This window comes from Klebsiella scottii (genome assembly GCF_036561945.1).
In the GTDB taxonomy this organism is placed as follows: domain Bacteria; phylum Pseudomonadota; class Gammaproteobacteria; order Enterobacterales; family Enterobacteriaceae; genus Klebsiella; species Klebsiella scottii.
The window spans coordinates 135,384-155,542 of record NZ_JARXNI010000018.1 but is presented as its reverse complement, the minus strand read 5'-3'; the positions used below and the strand labels follow the sequence as shown (position 1 = coordinate 155,542).

The window sequence follows — 20,159 nt, the reverse complement described above, 5'->3', positions numbered from 1 at the left end:
AAAATAACGACATCACCTCGTGACGGTGCGCCGCCACAAGGTGAAAAATAACGAGTGATGATTATTAGTATTGCGTCAGGTCGATTTTCATCACGTAATCAGGCTTTTTACCCATCAGCTCTTCGGGCTGTTTAATGCTGACATACAGCGCGTTCGCGTCGGCGGAAAGCGCAAGGCTGTTGGGAAGGGCGGTAGTTTGAATACTCTGTTTTACCTTGCCGGTTTCGCTGTCGGCGATGGTTATCAGTTTGGCGTTACGATGGGTAATATAAACTTCCTTGCGCTTTTCGTTATAAATAACGGCCAGGGAGTTAATCACGTCAATTTCAGAAAGGACGTTACCGTTACGAATATCGACCACTAATACATTGGGTAAATCCGGGTCGGTAATAAATGCGCGACTGTTTTTGACATCCACGGCGATATTGAGGAAAAAACGTTTTTTATCCGGGGCGACGGTAAAGCGGTCGATAATTTTATTGCTGGTGGTATCGATGGCGATCAGGCCATTTCTGCCGTTCACCACGTAGAGCCGGTTTTTTTGCGGATCGACCGCCATGCCGGTTGGGTATTCGCCCATATCGCTAATGGTCGCAACCCTGGCCCGCTTTTCGGTATCGACAACCCAGACAACGCCCTTTTCCGCGACGCCTGAGACGTACAGGCGGTGATTCTGCTTATCGAGGACCATTTCGCGCGTATGGATAATCTCTTTGGGGTCGCTCGCCTCGCTGAGCTGCAGCACCGCCAGCTCCTTACCGCTGCGGGTATCAATCAGCGTGACCGAACCTTCGAGGGTATTGCCGACGTACAGGACATGATTCGCGTCGTCCAGCGCGGTGGCAAACGCCCGCCGGCTGGTTTTAATGACTTCAACGGTGGTGAGGCTTTCCAGATCCAGCTTGTAAATCTGCCCCGTGGTTTTGTCTTTATCAAACGAGGGGGCGGAGGCGGCGAACAGCGCATGCTGCTGTGCGTCTACCGCCAGCTCATAGACGCCATGACCGACTTCACGAGTCAGGAACTCTTTCTCAGGAAGCACGGCGGCCGCTGCGGTCAGGCCGGTCAGGAGCAGGGCCGCAGTCAGCGCCATGCCGGAACAGAGCTTTAAAGTCTTCACATTGTGGAGGTTCATTGACGTTTATTCACATTTATTTACGAACTGAAAATGATAATGATTTTTAATTTCATTCGCAATTGTAAATGTGACGGGCCAACTCCCTATTCTGGTAGGCGAAAATATGGCCGCAGGTTTGCCCGACGGGTCGGGAGATAGGGGAGGAATAAACGGGCAGGGAGGTGAACAGCGGACATAAAAAAACCCTTACTAACCGGCAGCCGGCGTTCAGGGTCTGGCTTTACGCAGAGGCGAACTTAGTTCTTCGCCGCGCGCTCGAAGGAAGCAATGATTTCAGCTTTCGCCGCAGCAGCATTGTCCCAACCGTCAACTTTAACCCACTTGCCTTTTTCCAGATCTTTGTAGTGCTCGAAGAAGTGAGTGATCTGTGCTTTCAGCAGTTCCGGCAGGTCGTTCACATCGTTGATGTGATCGTACTCTTTGCTCAGCTTGGTGTGCGGTACCGCAACCAGCTTGGCATCTTCACCGGATTCGTCGGTCATCTTCAGAACGCCAACCGGACGGCAGCGGATCACTGAGCCTGGCTCCAGCGGATACGGAGTCGGAACCAGCACGTCTACCGGGTCACCGTCCAGAGACAAGGTGTGGTTGATGTAGCCGTAGTTGCACGGATAGAACATCGCGGTGGACATAAAGCGGTCAACGAACAGTGCACCGCTCTCTTTGTCGACTTCGTATTTGATTGGGTCTGCGTTCGCCGGGATCTCAATAACGACGTAGATATCTTCCGGCAGATCTTTACCCGCAGGTACGTTGAGTAAGCTCATGTCTGTTCCTTTAAAATGTATAGCAAACAAGTGCCCGGTATTATAGCCAACTCACATCGAATGTCTTCGCTTCTTTTGTTTCTGGCGGCGGAAAGATGGCGTCATTTTTCATCGTAAAACAACCTGAAAATCCATAAACATAGCCACATCCTGAATAAATTTATGTAACCGTTTACATTGCATGTGATTGATTTATCAAAGTGCTAAAAATTTCGCCATCAGCGGCGATGGCGACAACGTGGCGAAAGCCTTATCCGCTCTAAGCTGCCATAAATGGCGTGAATTAACATTTAGTTTACTTTTTCGAAGTGTGATGTAACGCATTCAGTTACATCTCTGATTGTCTATAGTTTGTCCGCAGATAACGATTTCACTAACAATAACCCTACGAGGATCGCCTTATGTGGAAGCGCTTACTTCTTGTCACAGCAGTTTCCGCAGCTATGTCATCTATGGCAATAGCTGCCCCTCTGACCGTAGGATTTTCGCAGGTCGGGTCTGAATCCGGCTGGCGTGCGGCCGAAACCAGCGTTGCGAAGGAGGAGGCCGCTAAGCGCGGTATTACTCTGAAAATTGCCGACGGTCAGCAAAAGCAGGAAAACCAGATTAAAGCGGTACGCTCCTTCATTGCGCAGGGGGTCGACGCCATCTTTATCGCCCCGGTCGTGGCGACGGGCTGGGAGCCGGTGCTGAAAGAGGCCAAAGAGGCCAAAATTCCGGTATTCCTGCTCGACCGTTCCATTGATGTGAAGGACAAAGATCTCTACATGACCACCGTCACCGCCAATAACGTGCTGGAAGGTCAGCTGATTGGCGACTGGCTGGTGAAAACCGTCGACGGTAAGCCGTGCAACGTCGTTGAGCTGCAGGGCACCGTCGGGGCCAGCGTCGCCATTGACCGCAAAAAAGGCTTCGCTGAAGCCATCGCTAAGGCATCGAACATCAAGATTATCCGCTCTCAGTCCGGCGACTTTACCCGCAGCAAGGGGAAAGAGGTTATGGAGAGCTTTATCAAAGCGGAAAATAACGGCAAGAACATCTGCATGGTTTATGCCCATAACGATGACATGGTTATCGGCGCCATCCAGGCGATTAAAGAGGCCGGGCTGAAGCCGGGTAAAGATATTCTTACCGGCTCCATTGACGGCGTACCGGATATCTACAAAGCGATGATCGCCGGCGAAGCTAACGCCAGCGTCGAGCTGACGCCAAATATGGCCGGGCCGGCATTCGATGCGCTGGAAAAATTCAAGAAAGACGGCACCCTGCCTGAGAAGCTGACCATCACCAAATCTACGCTCTATCTGCCGGATACGGCGAAAGAAGAGTTAGAGAAGAAGAAAAATATGGGCTATTGAGTGAGCGTAGGCCATCAGGACGCTCGGTTTAGTTCCCTCTCCCCGGTGGGGAGAGGGTTAGGGGAGGGGAAACCATGAACGGCGAAGTACACCAGGAGATCCTTCGTACCGAGGGACTGAGCAAATTTTTCCCCGGCGTAAAGGCGCTGGATAACGTTAATTTCAGCCTGCGGCGCGGTGAGATCATGGCCCTGCTGGGTGAGAATGGCGCGGGGAAATCGACCCTGATCAAAGCGCTCACCGGCGTTTATCACGCCGATCGCGGCACTATCTGGCTCGAGGGCCAGGCAATAGCGCCGAAAAATACCGCCCACGCGCAGCAGCTGGGCATCGGTACCGTCTACCAGGAGGTCAACCTGCTGCCGAATATGTCGGTGGCGGACAATTTATTTATCGGCCGCGAGCCCCGTCGCTTTGGCCTGCTGCGGCGTAAAGAGATGGAAAAGCGCGCCACCGAGCTGATGGCTTCCTACGGTTTCTCCCTCGACGTCCGTGAGCCGCTTAACCGCTTTTCAGTGGCGATGCAGCAGATTGTCGCTATCTGCCGCGCCATCGACCTGTCGGCTAAGGTGCTGATCCTCGATGAACCTACCGCCAGCCTGGATACCCAGGAGGTGGAGATGCTCTTCACCCTGATGCGCCAGCTGCGCGACAGCGGCGTCAGCCTGATTTTTGTTACCCACTTTCTCGATCAGGTGTACGCCGTGAGCGATCGGATTACCGTGCTGCGCAACGGTGGCTTCGTCGGCTGCCGGGAAACACGCGAACTGCCGCAGATTGAGCTGGTGAAAATGATGCTGGGGCGCGAGCTGGAGCATAACGCTTTACAGCGCGCGGGCCGCACCCTGCTGAGCGATAAGCCGATCGCCGCCTTTGAAGGCTTTGGTAAAAAGGGCACGATCGCGCCGTTCGACCTCCAGGTTCGCCCCGGCGAAATTGTTGGCCTGGCGGGGCTGCTGGGCTCCGGGCGCACCGAAACGGCGGAAGTGATTTTTGGTATCAAACCGGCCGATAGCGGCAAGGCGCTGATCAAAGGCAAGCCGCAGACGCTGCGCTCGCCGCATCAGGCCTCCTGCCTCGGGATCGGCTTTTGCCCGGAAGACCGAAAAACCGACGGCATTATCGCGGCGGCGTCGGTACGGGAGAACATCGTGCTGGCCCTGCAGGCGCAGCGCGGCTGGCTGCGCCCAATTTCGCGGCGCGAGCAAAACGAGATCGCCGAACGCTTTATCCGCCAGCTGGGGATCCGTACCCCCAGCGCCGAGCAGCCGATCGAATTTCTTTCCGGCGGCAATCAGCAGAAGGTACTGCTTTCCCGCTGGCTGCTGACCAAACCTCAGTTTCTGATCCTCGATGAGCCGACCCGCGGGATAGACGTCGGCGCGCATGCCGAGATCATCCGCCTGATTGAAACCCTGTGCGCCGATGGCCTGGCGCTGCTGGTCATTTCGTCAGAGCTGGAAGAGCTGGTGGGCTATGCCGATCGGGTCATTATCATGCGCGATCGCAAACAGGTGGCGGAGATCCCGCTCGGGGAGCTCTCCGTTCCGGCGATCATGAACGCAATTGCGGCATAGGAGTAAATCATGATGCCAGGATCTCTTCCGCAAACCGGCCAAACGAAGCGTCGCTTCAGCTGGCCGAAGGGTATGCCGCAAATCATTGCGCTGCTGCTGGTGCTGGCCGTAGACAGCCTGGTGGCGCCGCACTTTTTCCAGATTGTCCTCCAGGAGGGGCGTCTGTTCGGTAGCCCGATTGATATTCTTAACCGCGCGGCGCCGGTCGCGCTGCTGGCGATTGGCATGACGCTGGTTATCGCCACCGGCGGGATTGACCTGTCGGTCGGCGCGGTGATGGCGATTGCCGGCGCTACCGCCGCCTCGATGACCGTTGCCGGGCACAGCCTGCCGGTGGTGCTGCTGGTATCGCTGGGGGCGGGCGCGCTGGCCGGGCTATGGAACGGTATCCTGGTGGCGGTGCTGAAGATCCAGCCGTTCGTGGCCACGCTGATCCTGATGGTGGCCGGGCGCGGCGTCGCGCAGCTGATCACCTCCGGGCAGATTGTCACCTTCGACTCGCCGCCTCTGGCGTGGCTCGGCAGCGGCTCGCTGCTGCTGCTGCCGACGCCGGTGCTTATTGCTGCCGCAACGCTGCTGCTGTTCTGGCTGTTCACCCGCAAAACCGCGCTGGGAATGTTCATTGAAGCGGTAGGGATTAACATTCGGGCGGCGAAAAATGCCGGGGTCAACACCCGCATCGTCGTGATGCTGGCCTACGTGCTGAGCGGCGTGTGCGCGGCGATAGCCGGGATCATCGTTGCGGCGGACATCCGCGGCGCCGATGCCAACAACGCCGGACTCTGGCTGGAGCTGGACGCCATCCTGGCAGTGGTGATCGGCGGCGGATCGCTGATGGGCGGGCGCTTTAACCTTCTGCTCTCGGTAGTCGGCGCGCTGATTATCCAGGGGATGAACACCGGGATCCTGCTGTCGGGCTTCCCGCCGGAGCTTAACCAGGTAGTGAAAGCGGTGGTGGTGCTGTGCGTACTGATCGTGCAGTCGCCGCGCTTTATCAGCTTACTGAAAGGAGTACGCGGCCGTGATAAAACGTAACTTGCCGTTGATGATTACCCTTGCCGTATTCGTGCTGGGCTACCTCTATTGCCTGACCCAGTTTCCCGGCTTCGCCTCGACGCGGGTGATCTGCAATATCCTCACCGATAACGCTTTTCTTGGCATTATTGCCGTGGGGATGACCTTCGTGATCCTCTCCGGCGGCATCGACCTGTCGGTCGGGTCGGTGATCGCCTTCACCGGCGTGTTCCTCGCGAAAGCGATTGGCGTCTGGGGGATCACGCCGCTGCTGGCGTTCCCGCTGGTGCTGGCGATGGGCTGCGCGTTTGGCGCGCTGATGGGCTGGCTTATCGATACGCTGAAGATCCCGGCATTTATTATTACCCTCGCCGGGATGTTCTTCCTGCGCGGCGTGAGCTATCTGGTCTCTGAAGAGTCCATTCCTATCGATCACCCGGTGTATGACACGCTCTCCGGGCTGGCGTGGACTATTCCCGGCGGCGGTCGCCTAAGCGCGATGGGGCTGCTGATGCTGCTGGTGGTGGTGGCGGGCATTTTTATGGCCCACCGCACCCGCTTTGGCAACCAGGTGTACGCCATTGGCGGCAGCGCCGTCTCGGCAAATCTGATGGGCATTTCGACCCGTGGGACCACTATTCGCATTTACATGCTCTCTACCGGGCTGGCGACGCTGGCGGGGATCGTTTTTTCTATCTACACCCAGGCCGGTTACGCGCTGGCCGGGGTTGGCGTTGAGCTGGACGCGATTGCGTCGGTGGTGATTGGCGGCACGCTGCTCAGCGGCGGCGTCGGCACGGTATTAGGGACGCTGTTTGGCGTCGCGATTCAGGGGCTGATCCAGACCTATATTAACTTCGACGGCACGCTCAGCTCGTGGTGGACGAAAATTGCGATCGGCATTCTGCTGTTTATCTTTATTGCGCTGCAGCGCGGGCTGACGGTGCTGTGGGAGAACCGCCAGAACTCGCCGGTATCGCGGGTGAGCGGAGCGGCGAATCGCTAGCGTAAAATCCCCTCTCGCCGGGCGAGAGGGGAAGTCAGGGGGCGTTATGCGTCCGGGAACTCTTTAATGAAGTTTTCGACGTCTTCAACCATATGGTTGTTGCCGACGAAGAAGGAGCGACGCTGGTGCAGGCTTACCGGGATGATATCGAGAATACGCTCTTTACCGTCGCTGGCCTTACCGCCCGCCTGCTCGGCGAGGAACGCCATCGGGTTGCATTCGTACAGCAGGCGCAGCTTCCCTTCCGGGTGGCTGGCGGTGCTCGGGTAGAGATAAATGCCGCCTTTCAGCAGATTACGGTGGAAATCCGCCACCAGGGAGCCGATATAGCGCGAGGTGTAGGGGCGCTGGGTCCCGAGATCCTCTTCCTGGCAAAACTTAATGTACTTCTTCACGCCCATCGGGAATTTGATGTAGTTGCCTTCGTTGATGGAGTAGGTATTGCCTTTCTCCGGGAAGCGCATGCGCTCCTGAGAGAGGCAGAATACGCCAAGAGAAGGATCGTAGGTGAAGGCATGAACGCCACAGCCGGTGGTATAAACCAGCATCGTGGAGGAGCCGTAAACCACGTAGCCTGCGGCTACCTGTTTACTGCCCGGCTGCAGGAAATCTTCGACGGTGACCGGCGTTCCGACCGGGGTTATGCGACGGTAGATGGAGAAGATAGTCCCGACAGAGACGTTAACGTCGATGTTAGAGGAACCATCCAGCGGGTCCATGAGCACCACGTATTTTGCGTGTTCGCAGCCTTCAAAGACGACGATTTCGTCTTCTTCTTCAGAGGCGATCCCGGCAACAATATCGCGCGCTCGCAGTGCGGCCTTCAATTTTTCATTGGCGAACAGATCGAGTTTTTGCTGCACCTCGCCCTGGACGTTTTCAGCACCGCTGGCACCCAGGATATCGACCAGACCGGCCTTGTTGATATCGCGGTGGATGATCTTGGCGCCTAGTTTTATCGCCGACAACAAAGCAGTTAGCTCGCCGGTTGCGTGGGAGAACTCGTGCTGCTTTTCGACAATAAATTCACCTAACGTTTTCATAACCCGTTCCCTGCATGTTTATGTGAAGTAAAACGAACGCAACAATCTTAACAAAGAATAAAAAAAATACGCACAGGTGAATCGCGCCAGCAAAAAACGGATTCGCCTGAAATGCATTTCTCTGATGCCGAACATAAGGGTAAAATGTGCGCCAGATTAAAGAGGGAAGTGACGAATGCGCATTCATATTTTAGGTATCTGTGGCACGTTTATGGGGGGGCTGGCGATGCTGGCGCGTTCCCTCGGTCATGAGGTAACGGGGTCGGATGCTAACGTCTATCCGCCGATGAGCACCCTGCTGGAAAGCCAGGGTATCGATCTAATTCAAGGATATGACGCCAGCCAGCTGGAGCCTCGGCCGGATCTGGTGATCATCGGTAACGCGATGACGCGCGGCAATCCGTGCGTCGAAGCGGTGCTGGAAAACAACATTCCGTACATGTCCGGCCCGCAGTGGCTGCATGATTTCGTTCTGCGCGATCGCTGGGTTGTGGCGGTGGCGGGCACCCACGGCAAAACGACGACCGCCGGCATGGCGACCTGGATCCTCGAAGCCTGCGGCTATAAGCCCGGCTTTGTGATTGGCGGCGTGCCGGGTAATTTCGAGGTCTCCGCGCGTCTGGGCGACAGCCCGTTCTTTGTTATCGAAGCGGATGAATATGACTGCGCTTTCTTTGATAAGCGTTCGAAATTTGTTCACTACTGCCCGCGAACCCTGATCCTCAATAACCTTGAGTTCGATCACGCGGATATCTTTGATGACCTGAAGGCTATCCAGAAGCAGTTCCATCATCTGGTGCGCATTGTCCCGGGTCAGGGCAAAATTATTCTGCCGGAAAACGACATCAACCTGAAACAGACTATGGCGATGGGCTGCTGGAGCGAGCAGGAGCTGGTCGGCGAGCAGGGCCACTGGCAGGCGAAAAAGCTCAACACCGACGCCTCGCAGTGGGAAGTCTGGCTTGACGGCGAGAAGGTCGGGGAAGTGAAGTGGGCGCTGGTCGGCGAGCATAATATGCACAACGGCCTGATGGCGATTGCCGCCGCCCGCCACGTCGGCGTGGTGCCGGCGGACGCCGCCAACGCGCTGGGCGGTTTTATCAACGCCCGTCGCCGCCTTGAGCTGCGCGGCGAAGCGAACGGCGTCACCGTGTACGACGATTTTGCCCATCACCCGACGGCGATCCTGGCGACGCTGCAGGCGCTGCGCGGTAAGGTTGGCGGCACCGCCCGCATTCTGGCGGTGCTCGAACCGCGCTCGAACACCATGAAAATGGGCGTCTGCAAAGACGATCTGGCGCCGTCGCTGGGCCGCGCGGATGAAGTGTTCCTGCTCCAGCCGCAGCATATTCCGTGGCAGGTCGCCGAGGTGGCTGAAGCCTGCGTGCAGCCTGCTCACTGGAGCGCTGATGTCGATGTGCTGGTGGATATGATTATCAAAACCGCCCATCCGGGCGACCACATTCTGGTGATGAGCAACGGCGGCTTCGGCGGCATTCATCAGAAGCTGCTGGATAAGCTGGCCAGTAAGGCGGCTGCGGCAGAATAATCCCGACGATCGTCTCTTTGCCCTCCGCGTGAGGGCAGATTTTTTGCTATTTGGATTTTGTCATGCTCACTTCTGAAAAACTGACCTCGACCGATTCGCCGCATTTCCCCGCGCTCGACGCGCTGTACGTCAAGGCCTTTCCGTGGCACGAGCAGCGTGAGCCGCTGGCTAAACAGCGCGCGCTGCGCGATCCGCACTACGCGCTGGAGGCGTGGTTTGATGAGGGGGAGTTTATCGGGCTGAGCGGCAGCTGGCAGTTTGCGGACTATGGCTACATTGAGCATCTGGCGATCGACGACAGCCTGCGCTCGCGCGGCTACGGCAAGCGTCTGCTGGCGGAAATACTTAAGCGTGCGCCGCTGACCATCCTCGAGATCGATCCGCTCACCACGGAAATCGCCCGCAGGCGCCTGCAGTTTTATGTCACGATGGGTTTTAGCGATAACCCGTGGCCGCATAGCCACCCGACCTATCATTGCGGCATCGCCGATCATGCGCTGATGGTGCTGAGCTACCCGCAGGCGATTGACGAAGCGCAGTACCAGCGCTTTGCGCAGCAGCTACGCCAGGTGGTGATGGCCTAAGCCGATATCCCGGCGCTGGCGCCGGGAAGGTGATGTGCGGTGCGGGCGCCGTCTCTCCCGGAGGCCCGGGAGCAGCGCCGGCGTAAGGTTACTCTTTGGCGATCGGCGCTTCGTTTTCCGCGACCTTCGCGTCGCCCTGGATTGCCGCAATTCTCTGCTCAACGTCGGCAACCTGCTTATTGTTGTGCAGCAGGGTATAGGTCAGATCAAACTGCGCGCTGGCTCCCGGCTGCAGCTGCTTCACGCGTTTCTGCTCGCGTTCAACGGTGACCGGATAGGCATAGCTGGTGCCTGGCTCAATGCCGGTGACATAGCCCTGTTTTTGGCTGTCGGTGTTTTTCCACAGCGTCAGGACCGGCAGCTGGCGGGTATCAAACTGAATCGACGCCCCTTTATCGCCAGCCTTGTTAACCACCGCCGCCAGCGTTTGGTGATGGTCATCGGACAGCGGCTGAATATTAAATACCATCTCGTCAAAATCTTTGGTCGGGCCGGCATAGGTTTGCCACGTTTTCAAACCGGCTTTGGCATAGTCGTTGAACGGGCTGATGCTGGCCATCGGCGCGAGAAAACGCGCGCCTTCTTCGAGAATCGGCGTACCGAAATTGCTGTGGTAAATTATCTGATAATCATGCGGATAATCGGCGTGGTTGGTTAAGACATCGTGCAGGCTGAAGCTGTTGCTGCCGGGCACGTAGCGCAGCTCGGTCATGGTCTGCAAATCGGCTTTCTTGAAGGTGCTTTCCTTCACCAGCCCGCGAACGCGAATTTCATACGGCGCGCTATCGGCAACCTCAACCTCGACCTGCGATGCCGGCGTGTTCCCGGCTTTGCCGTGCAGGGTATAAATCTGCCCGTCGGCGGTGACCGGGTGGCCGGTCCATTCGTAGCCGCAGCGCACCATCATCTCATTGAAACCTTCCAGCCAGCCCAGCCCGTTGCGGCTTTCCAGATTAATAAAGGCCGGATTAACCACCTCTTTGACCGGTGAGTCCCAGCCCATTCGCGTGCCGAAACCTTCGATTTTAAGTAAATTCATCCCGCGAGTCGGGCTGAGAGCGATAGTCAGGCCGTCCTGGCTGCGAATAACGATAACTTTACTCCCCTCCTGCTTGCCGCCATGAAGGACTTTTTGCTCTATGCTGAAATGGCGATCTTTTATCTTCAGCTGGTCACTGCTTACCTGCCAGTTTCCTTTCTCTATGCTGCTTTCAGCGCTTGTCAGCACCCAGGTTTTTGCCGCGACTTGCCCAGAAATCATCATCGCTACTGCGGTCAACGCTACTATTTTTTTCATTTTTCGTCCCTTTTTGCTGAATCGATATTGTTATCAATGAGGGAAATCTAATGGCTAGCGGCTGATGAAAATGTGAAGTGCCTCACCTGGTGAGAATATGCGCGATTTGTTGTTTTTAACTGCGACTTTAGTCCTGTTTTAATGCAAGTTTTTATTATTATTGCCGAAAAAATGTGAATTTAAACATAGTTAGCTTTAACGATTCAGCTTTTATGGGCAGCAGGCACGGCGGAAAAACCGCGTCCTCTGACCAGCAGCAGAACGGCGCGTCAGCCGGATAAAAGCGCAAGGGGGAGCAAAAGGAGAGCAAAAGGAGAGCAAAACGAGAGCAAAGGGCGGCTGAACAGAGGCTGAACAGGGGGAGCGCCCAGGGGCGCGGCGTTGGGAAAGATAACCTTTCCGGCAATGCGTAGCGTACGCATGCCGGGCTACAGGTTAAACGTTATCAGGTAGCCCGGACAGGCGCGCCGCCTGCGGGAAAATCAGGCGGGCGGCAGCGGAATTAGCTTTCGCCTTCGGCCAGTTCACGCAGGTACTGGAAGATCAGGCGCGCGGACTTCGGCGGCTTGTTGCCTTCTTTCTCTTTTTGCGCGTTACGGATCAGCGAACGCAGCTGCTGACGGTCAGCTTCCGGCCACAGGTTCAGCACTTCCGGCACCGCGTCATCGCCATCGGCAATCAGGCGGTCGCGGATCATCTCCAGCTTATGGAACAGCGCAACCTGCTGGTTGTGGCGGTTCTTCAGCTTGTCCAGCGCCTGGCGAATAGGGTCAACGTCGCGGCTGCGCAGCATTTTGCCAATCAGCTGCATCTGGCGGCGACGGCCCTCTTTCTTGATCCGTTGGGCGAGTTCAATGGCGTCGCGCAGGTCGGTATCGAGCGGGATCTTATCCAGCGCGTTTTTCCCCAGCTCTACCAGTTCTGCGCCAAGACGCTTCAGTTCTTCGGCGTCACGCTTAATTTCACTTTTACTGACCCAGATAATTTCATCGTCTTCATCTTCGACGTCATCACCGGGAACGTCGTCGAGCCAGTCATCGGGCTGCTTTGTCATCTCAGGCTCCTTAAAAAAAGAGGCTAATGTTACCAGTTAAGGCGCGCACTGAAAAACGGTTCTCTGTTAGACTTCAATTAACTCCTTCCTACATTATGGCATTAGCGATGAAAGTCATCTCTCAAGTTGCACAGCAGCGTAAGGCGCTGGAAGAGGCCGTGACCACGGCGCTGGAACTGGCGGCAGGTAAATCAGACGGTGCGGAAGTCTCCGTCAGCAAAACCACCGGCATCAGCGTCAGCACCCGCTACGGCGAGGTGGAGAACGTAGAATTCAACAGCGATGGCGCCTTAGGCATCACCGTTTATCATCAGCATCGCAAGGGCAGCGCTTCCTCAACCGATCTTAGCCCGCAGGCGATTGCCCGCACGGTGCAGGCGGCGCTGGACATTGCCCGCTATACCTCGCCGGACCCGTTCGCCGGCGTTGCCGATAAAGAGCTGCTGGCCTTTGACGCCCCGGATCTTGACCTGTTCCACCCGGCGGAAGTGAGCCCGGATCGGGCGATCGAGCTGGCCGCCCGCGCCGAACAGGTGGCGCTGCAGGCCGATAAGCGCATCACCAACACCGAAGGCGGCAGCTTCAACAGCCACTACGGCATCAAGGTATTCGGCAACAGCCACGGCATGCTGCAGGGCTACTGCTCAACCCGCCATTCGCTGTCCAGCTGCGTTATCGCGGAAGAAAACGGCGATATGGAGCGTGATTACGCTTATACCATCGGCCGCGCGATTGAAGATTTGCAGTCGCCGGAGTGGGTGGGCGACGAGTGCGCCCGCCGCACCCTCTCGCGCCTGGCGCCGCGCAAGCTCTCGACGATGAAGGCGCCGGTGATTTTTGCCAATGAAGTGGCGACCGGGCTGTTTGGTCACCTGGTCGGGGCGATTGCCGGCGGCGCGGTGTACCGTAAATCGACCTTCCTGCTTGACGCGCTCGGCACCCGGATCCTGCCGGACTGGCTGACCATCGAGGAGCATCCGCATCTGCTGAAAGGGCTGGCGTCAACGCCGTTCGACAGCGAAGGCGTGCGTACGGAGCGTCGCGATATCATTAAGGACGGCATTCTGACGCAGTGGCTGCTGACCAACTACTCGGCGCGCAAGCTGGGCATGAAGAGCACCGGCCACGCGGGCGGCATTCATAACTGGCGAATCAACGGCCGCGGCCTGAGTTTTGAAAAGTTGCTTAAAGAGATGGGCACCGGACTTGTCGTCACCGAACTGATGGGGCAGGGTGTCAGTGGCGTTACCGGCGATTACTCGCGCGGCGCATCCGGCTTCTGGGTTGAGAATGGCGAAATTCAGTATCCGGTTAGCGAAATCACCATTGCCGGAAATCTGAAAGATATGTGGCGTAATATCGTGACCGTTGCCGACGATATCGAAATGCGCAGCAATATCCAGTGTGGTTCCGTGCTGCTGCCAGAGATGAAAATCGCCGGGCAATAACGGCGTGTTATACCGGATTGTTCAGGCTGCGGCTTGAAGGATAACGGGTATAGAAGGGCGCCCAGGTGGCGCCTTTTCCTTATGCTTAAATAATAAAAAAGGAAGTGAGCAATGCGTAAAAAACTGTTAGCAGTGCTGGCTGTCTCAGCCCTGGCGATGGGTTCAGCGTCGGCGTTTGCCGCCGATCTCGGTGAGGATATGGACACCATTGCGCAAAATCTGCAGGTGGTACAGAAGACCTCTGATGCCGGTGAGCAAAAAGCGGCGCTGACGAAGATGCGCGACGCCGCCGTCAATGCGCAGAAAGAGACCCCGCCGAAGCTGGAAGGCAAAGCAGCGGACAGCGCGGAGATGAAGGATTACCGCCACGGCCTCGATATTCTGATTGGCCAGATTGACGGCGCTCTGAAGCTGGCCAATGAAGGCAAGGTCAAAGAAGCGCAGGCCGCTGCGGAAGAGTTCAAAGCCACCCGTAATACCTACCACCAGAAGTACCGTTAAGTTCTTTTCCAGGAGGTATCAGCCGGTACCTCCTGCATTTCGTCTGCGCATAAAACCCAACCCCTGTCACAGTTTACTTCTCTTCTCCGCCGCCGGTTCGGCCGCTTCCGGTCGCCAGTTAAATCGCAATCTTGTGATTCTCATCACGCCGTTTTGCCGAAAATAGCAAATTTACGCCAATTCTGTGCAATGGATCGCATCGTCCGTCCGCCTTTCCACTTCGAAGTGGAAAACAACTCGCTACAAACTCCTCCCCCCCGGCGTTAGTTTTGTCCCCAGAGACATCAACGGGGTAAGACAAGTGAATAACGGAGCGGTAACACACGACGTAGGGGAGCAGGCAACGCAAACCGAGCAGCTGGCTGAGAAGATGCTGCAGCAGGTTTATACCCTGCTAGGTCGCCGTAACATCATCCCCAACGCCGTCCAGGAGCAGATGCTGACCTCCCACGTGCGGGCTATGGCCCACCGGTCAATTAGCGGCGAGCCGCTGCCGGAAGTGGATGCCAGCCTGTTTGAAGAGATTTCAGAAGATTCAATGATGCTGGCTCGCGAAGTGGTCGCGCAATTCGGCAACCTGCCAGAGGAAGAGTCCTGGCTGCTGTCGGTCCACTTCGAAGTCGCTAAAGAAAACCTGTAAGGAGCTAAAAATGGAACAAATCACCGTAGTAATTGGCGATCGCCTGGGTAAAGGGCAAAAAGTTGCCGCTGGCGCGGAAAAAGCCGGAGCTCGTGCAGTCGTGGTTCCGGGCGTTGCCGCTGATATGAAGCTGGGCGACGTGATGAAAGCAGAGAATGCCACCTTTGGTATCTCCTTCTGCGGCAGCGGCGGCGCAGGCGCCATCACCGCGCAAAACAAACATGGCTACAAAGCGAAATACGGCATGCGTTCCGTTGATGAAGGCGTCACCGCTATCAACGAAGGCTACAACGTTCTGGGCTTCGGCTTTATGGATAAAGAAGAGCTGGGCGAGCGCCTGGTAGAAGCCTGGAAAAAGAAATACGGCGCCTGAGTATGAAAGAGCAATTCACCACCACGGTGAGCGTTACGGGCAAAGGCGAGAGCAAGACGCGGGCGTTCGCCGATGCCCTGAACCACGTACAGGCAGCGGTGATGAAAACGTCGCCGCACATTTTACTGCGTATTGAGCCACAGGATGTGGAGGTTGTTCATGCGCGTGAAGCGGTGCGCAAAGAAGCGTTTTTATTCTTCTTTTTGCGCCGTGAACGACGGACCTACAGCGTGGAGCTGAACGTCACCGTCAACGTGACCGCCATTAATCTCGATAAAGTGGATTTCGTCACGCAAACCTGATCTTCACCATAGGGTTAAACTATGTTCCTGATAATTTTAATAAAATCGCTCATTATCGGCGGCCTGGTCGGCGTCGGCGTGGGCGCCGGAGCGGCACGTATGTTTCATGCGCCCACCACGCAAGGGATGGGCGCATTTCGTACGTTGGGCGAGCTGAACTCCTGCGAAGGCGATCCGGCGTCCCACTTCTCCTTTGGTCTCGGCTTCTTCTTTAACGCCTGGGCTTCTTCTGTCGCAGCAGGCTCCTTCACCCAGGACGTCGATCACCGCATTATCCCTAACTGGGGCGCCGCCGCGCTGATGCTGAAAAACCGCAACGTCGGCGAGACGCTGCACGATCCGAAGAAGATGGCGATTGCCTGCGGCGTTATCGGCATGTTCGTGGTCTCCTTCCTTAACCTGACCGCCTCTTCCGTACCGGAAGCGCTGCAGGTCACTGCCGTTAAGGTGCTGGTCCCGGCGGCTAACCTGCTGGTTAACACGGTGATGCCGGTTATCTTCTGGCTGGCGGCCATCGATGCCGGGAAAAAATCGGGCTTCTGGGCCACCATTTTCGGCGGCGCGGCGCAGCTGATTATGGGCAACGCCGTTCCGGGTCTGGTACTGGGCATCCTGATCGGTAAGGGCGTTGAAGAGAGCGGCTGGCACCGCGTCACTAAAGTGATGATGTCCGCCATTGTTGCACTGTTCGTGCTGAGCGCCTTCTTCCGCGGCTTTGACATTAAGACCCTGGAATCCTTCCACCTGGGCGTACCGAACTGGCTGGATCTGATTCACAACTCGCTCAGCGGCAAATAACAGGAGCCTCTAAATGGAACAGAATAAAGGTTTTTGGTATGCCGACTGGTCGTTCCCGATCTTTGTTGGCCTGCTCTCCTCCGGCGTCTTCGCCGGGACACACATGTACTACCTCTACGGCATCGGCGCGTTTAACGAAGTGGCCTTCGTGGCCATGCTGAAAGCGGGCATTGATACCGGTGCCTACGGGGCGGTCGCGGCGTTTGGCGCCAGCTTCCTGTTTGCGCGCATCATTGAAGGCTCGCTGGTGGGGATCCTCGATATCGGCGGCGCGATTCAAACCGGTATCGGCCTCGGCGTGCCGGCGCTGCTGCTGGGGGCGGGCTTCGTCTTCCCGGTGGCCAACTTTGCCGCCTCGCTGGCTACCGGCCTGGCGCTGGGCCTGGCCGTTGGCTACATCATTATCCTGGCGCGTAAGTTCACCATCAATCAGAGCGACTCCACCTACGGTGCCGACGTCATGATGGGAGCAGGTAACGCCTCGGGCCGCTTCCTCGGGCCGCTGATTATCCTCAGCGCGATGACCGCATCGATTCCTATCGGTATTGGTTCTCTGGTTGGCGCCCTGCTGTTTTACATCTGGCAGAAGCCGATCACCGGCGGCGCCATCCTTGGCGCGATGATCCTCGGTTCCCTTTTCCCGATTGCTATTGGTTAAGTCCTGCGGGCGCGTGAGCGCCCGCTTTAACAGGAGAGACCCATGTTTGATTTACTCCTGCGCCGTGCGCGCCTCGTCGACGATACCCTGATCGATATCGCCATTCAGGACGGGAAAATTGCGGCGCTGGGCGAGATTAGCGCGCCTGCGCGCAAAACCATTGAGCTGGACGGCAGCTATTACGCCAGCGCCGGCTGGATTGATTCCCACGTTCACTGCTACCCGAACTCGCCGATTTATCACGACCAGCCGGACAGAGTGGGCATCGCCACCGGCGTCACCACGGTGATTGATGCGGGCAGCACCGGGGCGGACGATATCGACGATTTTTATCAGCTGACCCGCAGCGCGGCCACCGAGGTCCTGGCGCTGCTCAACATCTCCCGCGTCGGGCTGATTGCCCAGAACGAGCTGGCCAATATGGCCAACGTTGATGCCGAAGCGGTGACCCAGGCGGTGAAGCGCCACCCTGATTTTATCGTCGGCCTGAAGGCGCGAATGAGCAGCAGCGTGGTCGGCGACAACGGAATTACCCCCCTGGAACGGGCGAAGGCGATGCAGCGCGAAAATGGCGACCTGCCGCTGATGGTGCACATCGGCAATAATCCGCCGAACCTCGACGAAATTGCCGACCTGCTGGGCGCGGGAGACATCATCACCCACTGCTATAACGGCAAGCCGAACCGCATTCTGACCGCTTCCGGTGAGCTGCGCGCCTCCGTGACCCGCGCCCTGAAGCGCGGCGTGCGCCTTGACGTCGGCCACGGTACCGCCAGCTTCAGCTTTGAGGTGGCGCGCCGGGCGATAGCGATGGGCATTCTGCCGCAGACCATTAGCTCCGACATCTACTGCCGCAACCGTATTGACGGCCCGGTACGTTCGCTGGCGCTGGTGATGTCGAAGTTTCTCGCCATCGGCATGTCGCTACCGCAGGTGGTGGAGTGCGTTACCGCCAGCGCCGCTGACGGGCTGCGCCTGACGCAAAAAGGGCGTCTGGCCGTGGGCTACGACGCTGATTTAACCCTCTTTACCCTGCAGCATGCGCCGACGCTACTGGTCGACGCCGAAAAAGAGAGCCTGCAGGCTGACAATATTCTGGTGCCGCTTGCTGCGATTCGCGCGGGCAAGGGCTATCTGACCGAACAAGGGAGCGCGGAAAATGCCTTCGATTTTTGAAAAATACAATTTAAAACAAGTTATTAATACATCAGGCCGCATGACGGCGCTGGGCGTATCCACGCCGCGTCCTGAGGTGGTTGAAGCCGTAATGAGCGGCATGAATCACTACTTCGAAATGAAAGACCTGGTCAATAAGACCGGTGAGTACATCGCGAACCTGCTGGAGGTGGAAGGGGCTACGGTTGTCTCCTGCGCTTCCGCGGGGATCGCCCAGTCGGTGGCGGCGGTGCTGGTGAAAGACAGCAGCTGGCTGCTGGAAAACCTCCACGTCACCCCGATCGAAAACAACGAAATCGTCCTGCCGAAAGGCCATAACGTTAACTTCGGCGCGCCGGTGGGAACGATGGTCGCGCTGGGCGGCGGCAGGCTGGTGGAAGCCGGCTACGCCAACGAATGTTCCGCCGATCAGCTGGCGGCGGCGATCACTCCGCGCACCGCGGCGATCCTGTACATCAAATCTCACCACTGCGTGCAGAAAAGCATGCTCAGCGTTGAGCAGGCGGTGGTGGTGGCGCGTAAGCACAACCTGCCGCTGATCGTCGATGCGGCGGCGGAAGAAGATCTGCAGTGTTACTACAGCGCCGGCGCCGACCTGGTGATTTACAGCGGCGCCAAAGCGATTGAGGGCCCAACCAGCGGCCTGGTGGTCGGTAAAGCGCAGTACGTGGAGTGGGTTAAACGCCAGTCCGCCGGCATTGGCCGGGCGATGAAGGTCGGTAAAGAGGGCATTCTTGGCCTGACCTGCGCGATTGAACACTATCTGACCGCCCGCAAGGAGAGCGGCGATGAGATGGTGGCGAAGATGACGCCGTTCATTGACCAGCTCAACGCCCTCTCCGGGGTGAGCGCCCGGGTGGTATGGGATAGCGCCGGTCGCGATATCGCGCGCGCGGAAATTAAATTTACTGAAGCCGTGACCGGCATCGCCACCGGCGAGCTGGTTGAGGCGCTGAAGCAGGGCGAATACGCCATCTACTTCCGCGGCTATAAGGCCAACGAAGGCATTATTGAGGCCGATGTGCGCAGCGTAAACGCACAGCAGCTGGAGATCGTCTCCCGCCGCATCGGCGAAGTTCTGAACCAGGAGAAGAAAGCATGAAACTGACCCCGAATTTTTACCGCGATCGCGTGTGCCTGAACGTACTGGCGGGCAGCAAAGACAACGCCCGCGAAATCTACGAAGCGGCGGAAGGTCATGTTCTGGTCGGCGTGCTCTCTAAAAATTACCCGGACGTGGCGAGCGCGGTGGCCGATATGCGTGAATACGCCCGGCTTATCGATAACGCGCTGTCGGTGGGCCTCGGCGCGGGCGATCCAAACCAGTCGGCGATGGTCAGCGAGATCTCCCGTCAGGTGCAGCCGCAGCACGTCAACCAGGTCTTTACCGGCGTAGGCGCCAGCCGCGCGCTGCTGGGGCAGAACGATACCGTCGTCAACGGCCTGGTTTCCCCGACCGGCACGCCGGGCATGGTGAAGATCTCCACCGGCCCGCTGAGCAGCGGCGCGGCGGACGGGATCGTTCCGCTGGAAACCGCCATTGCCTTACTAAAAGATATGGGCGGCAGCTCAATCAAATACTTCCCGATGGGCGGCCTGAAGCATCGCGATGAGTTCCTCGCCGTCGCCCAGGCCTGCGCCCGTCACGATTTCTGGCTGGAGCCGACCGGCGGGATCGATCTGGAAAACTACAGCGAGATCCTGCAGATCGCGCTGGATGCCGGCGTCAGCAAAATCATCCCTCACATCTACAGCTCTATTATTGATAAGGAGAGCGGCAACACCCGCCCGGCGGATGTGCGCCAGCTGCTGGAGATGACCAGGGCGCTGGTTAAATAGTCATTGCTCTGCCGTCCCCTGAACCTCGCCGCAAGGG

The 20,159-nt window shown here is 57.5% G+C and carries 21 protein-coding genes; 16 read left to right on the top strand and 5 right to left on the bottom strand.

Annotated features, from left to right (window positions below):
- Positions 1–64: 64 nt before the first annotated feature.
- Both yncE and ppa read right to left on the bottom strand, forming a co-directional pair.
- Positions 65–1,135: a 7-bladed beta-propeller protein YncE gene (yncE, locus tag QFI97_RS02615; protein ID WP_346430535.1), complete on the bottom strand. Its 1,071-nt coding sequence runs from the start codon at positions 1,133–1,135 to the stop codon at positions 65–67.
- Positions 1,136–1,374: 239 nt separating this feature from the next.
- Entirely contained in the window at positions 1,375–1,905 is a 531-nt protein-coding gene (gene ppa, locus QFI97_RS02610; protein WP_041143747.1) for an inorganic diphosphatase, read from the bottom strand.
- 401 nt (positions 1,906–2,306) lie between these two features.
- On the opposite strand from ppa, the gene ytfQ reads away from it, so the two are divergent.
- From ytfQ to yjfF, 4 genes are all read left to right on the top strand, one after another.
- On the top strand, positions 2,307–3,263 hold the full coding sequence (ytfQ, locus tag QFI97_RS02605; RefSeq protein ID WP_076947019.1) for a galactofuranose ABC transporter, galactofuranose-binding protein YtfQ: 957 nt from the start codon (positions 2,307–2,309) through the stop codon (positions 3,261–3,263).
- A gap of 74 nt (positions 3,264–3,337) precedes the next feature.
- A complete protein-coding gene (ytfR, locus tag QFI97_RS02600) occupies positions 3,338–4,840 on the top strand; it encodes a galactofuranose ABC transporter, ATP-binding protein YtfR (RefSeq protein ID WP_346430534.1) in 1,503 nt (500 codons plus the stop codon).
- Between the two features lie 9 nt (positions 4,841–4,849).
- Positions 4,850–5,875 (top strand): galactofuranose ABC transporter, ATP-binding protein YtfT, encoded by a 1,026-nt coding sequence (ytfT, locus tag QFI97_RS02595; protein ID WP_095104341.1) that lies wholly within the window; start codon positions 4,850–4,852, stop codon positions 5,873–5,875.
- Positions 5,862–6,860: a galactofuranose ABC transporter, permease protein YjfF gene (gene yjfF, locus QFI97_RS02590; protein WP_159237516.1), complete on the top strand. Its 999-nt coding sequence runs from the start codon at positions 5,862–5,864 to the stop codon at positions 6,858–6,860. The genes ytfT and yjfF overlap by 14 nt, the downstream gene beginning before the upstream one ends.
- 44 nt (positions 6,861–6,904) lie before the next feature.
- Here the strand turns inward: yjfF and fbp are convergent, their stop codons facing one another.
- Positions 6,905–7,903, bottom strand: coding sequence for a class 1 fructose-bisphosphatase (fbp, locus tag QFI97_RS02585; protein WP_095104337.1), 999 nt, complete (start codon positions 7,901–7,903; stop codon positions 6,905–6,907).
- A gap of 175 nt (positions 7,904–8,078) precedes the next feature.
- Here fbp and mpl point away from each other — a divergent pair, with 175 nt between their 5' ends.
- Together mpl and QFI97_RS02575 are read left to right on the top strand one after the other, a co-directional pair.
- A complete protein-coding gene (mpl, locus tag QFI97_RS02580) occupies positions 8,079–9,452 on the top strand; it encodes a UDP-N-acetylmuramate:L-alanyl-gamma-D-glutamyl-meso-diaminopimelate ligase (protein WP_095104335.1) in 1,374 nt (457 codons plus the stop codon).
- A 62-nt stretch (positions 9,453–9,514) separates the two neighbouring features.
- Positions 9,515–10,036: a GNAT family N-acetyltransferase gene (locus tag QFI97_RS02575; protein ID WP_095104333.1), complete on the top strand. Its 522-nt coding sequence runs from the start codon at positions 9,515–9,517 to the stop codon at positions 10,034–10,036.
- Between the two features lie 88 nt (positions 10,037–10,124).
- Here QFI97_RS02575 and QFI97_RS02570 read toward each other — a convergent pair whose 3' ends face one another.
- Both QFI97_RS02570 and yjgA read right to left on the bottom strand, forming a co-directional pair.
- A complete protein-coding gene (locus QFI97_RS02570; RefSeq protein WP_346430533.1) occupies positions 10,125–11,333 on the bottom strand; it encodes an aldose 1-epimerase family protein in 1,209 nt (402 codons plus the stop codon).
- A gap of 502 nt (positions 11,334–11,835) precedes the next feature.
- Positions 11,836–12,387, bottom strand: a complete 552-nt coding sequence (gene yjgA / locus QFI97_RS02565; RefSeq protein WP_041143756.1) for a ribosome biogenesis factor YjgA — start codon at positions 12,385–12,387, stop codon at positions 11,836–11,838.
- A 95-nt stretch (positions 12,388–12,482) separates the two neighbouring features.
- Between yjgA and pmbA the strand changes: the two genes are divergently transcribed.
- The 10 genes from pmbA (at position 12,483) to dagF (ending at position 20,122) form a co-directional block, all read left to right on the top strand.
- The gene (pmbA, locus tag QFI97_RS02560) at positions 12,483–13,835 is read left to right on the top strand and encodes a metalloprotease PmbA (protein ID WP_095104329.1); all 1,353 of its coding nucleotides are present in this window, start codon (positions 12,483–12,485) and stop codon (positions 13,833–13,835) included.
- Between the two features lie 111 nt (positions 13,836–13,946).
- Complete coding sequence (gene cybC / locus QFI97_RS02555; RefSeq protein ID WP_095104327.1) at positions 13,947–14,336, top strand: cytochrome b562; 390 nt, start codon at positions 13,947–13,949, stop codon at positions 14,334–14,336.
- A gap of 301 nt (positions 14,337–14,637) precedes the next feature.
- On the top strand, positions 14,638–14,976 hold the full coding sequence (locus QFI97_RS02550; protein ID WP_095104325.1) for a glycine dehydrogenase: 339 nt from the start codon (positions 14,638–14,640) through the stop codon (positions 14,974–14,976).
- A 10-nt stretch (positions 14,977–14,986) separates the two neighbouring features.
- Positions 14,987–15,349, top strand: coding sequence for an SFCGS family glycine-rich protein (locus tag QFI97_RS02545; protein WP_045853321.1), 363 nt, complete (start codon positions 14,987–14,989; stop codon positions 15,347–15,349).
- A gap of 2 nt (positions 15,350–15,351) precedes the next feature.
- A complete protein-coding gene (locus QFI97_RS02540) occupies positions 15,352–15,651 on the top strand; it encodes a DUF4312 family protein (protein WP_041143761.1) in 300 nt (99 codons plus the stop codon).
- Positions 15,652–15,672: 21 nt separating this feature from the next.
- Positions 15,673–16,449: a DUF4311 domain-containing protein gene (locus QFI97_RS02535; protein WP_041143762.1), complete on the top strand. Its 777-nt coding sequence runs from the start codon at positions 15,673–15,675 to the stop codon at positions 16,447–16,449.
- A 13-nt stretch (positions 16,450–16,462) separates the two neighbouring features.
- Positions 16,463–17,107 (top strand): DUF4310 family protein, encoded by a 645-nt coding sequence (locus tag QFI97_RS02530; RefSeq protein WP_032689791.1) that lies wholly within the window; start codon positions 16,463–16,465, stop codon positions 17,105–17,107.
- A 42-nt stretch (positions 17,108–17,149) separates the two neighbouring features.
- The gene (locus tag QFI97_RS02525; protein ID WP_346430532.1) at positions 17,150–18,283 is read left to right on the top strand and encodes an amidohydrolase/deacetylase family metallohydrolase; all 1,134 of its coding nucleotides are present in this window, start codon (positions 17,150–17,152) and stop codon (positions 18,281–18,283) included.
- Positions 18,267–19,385 (top strand): DgaE family pyridoxal phosphate-dependent ammonia lyase, encoded by a 1,119-nt coding sequence (locus QFI97_RS02520; RefSeq protein ID WP_346430531.1) that lies wholly within the window; start codon positions 18,267–18,269, stop codon positions 19,383–19,385. Before QFI97_RS02525 ends, QFI97_RS02520 begins: the two co-directional genes overlap by 17 nt.
- Positions 19,382–20,122, top strand: a complete 741-nt coding sequence (gene dagF, locus QFI97_RS02515) for a 2-dehydro-3-deoxy-phosphogluconate aldolase (RefSeq protein WP_346430530.1) — start codon at positions 19,382–19,384, stop codon at positions 20,120–20,122. Before QFI97_RS02520 ends, dagF begins: the two co-directional genes overlap by 4 nt.
- Positions 20,123–20,159 lie beyond the last annotated feature (37 nt).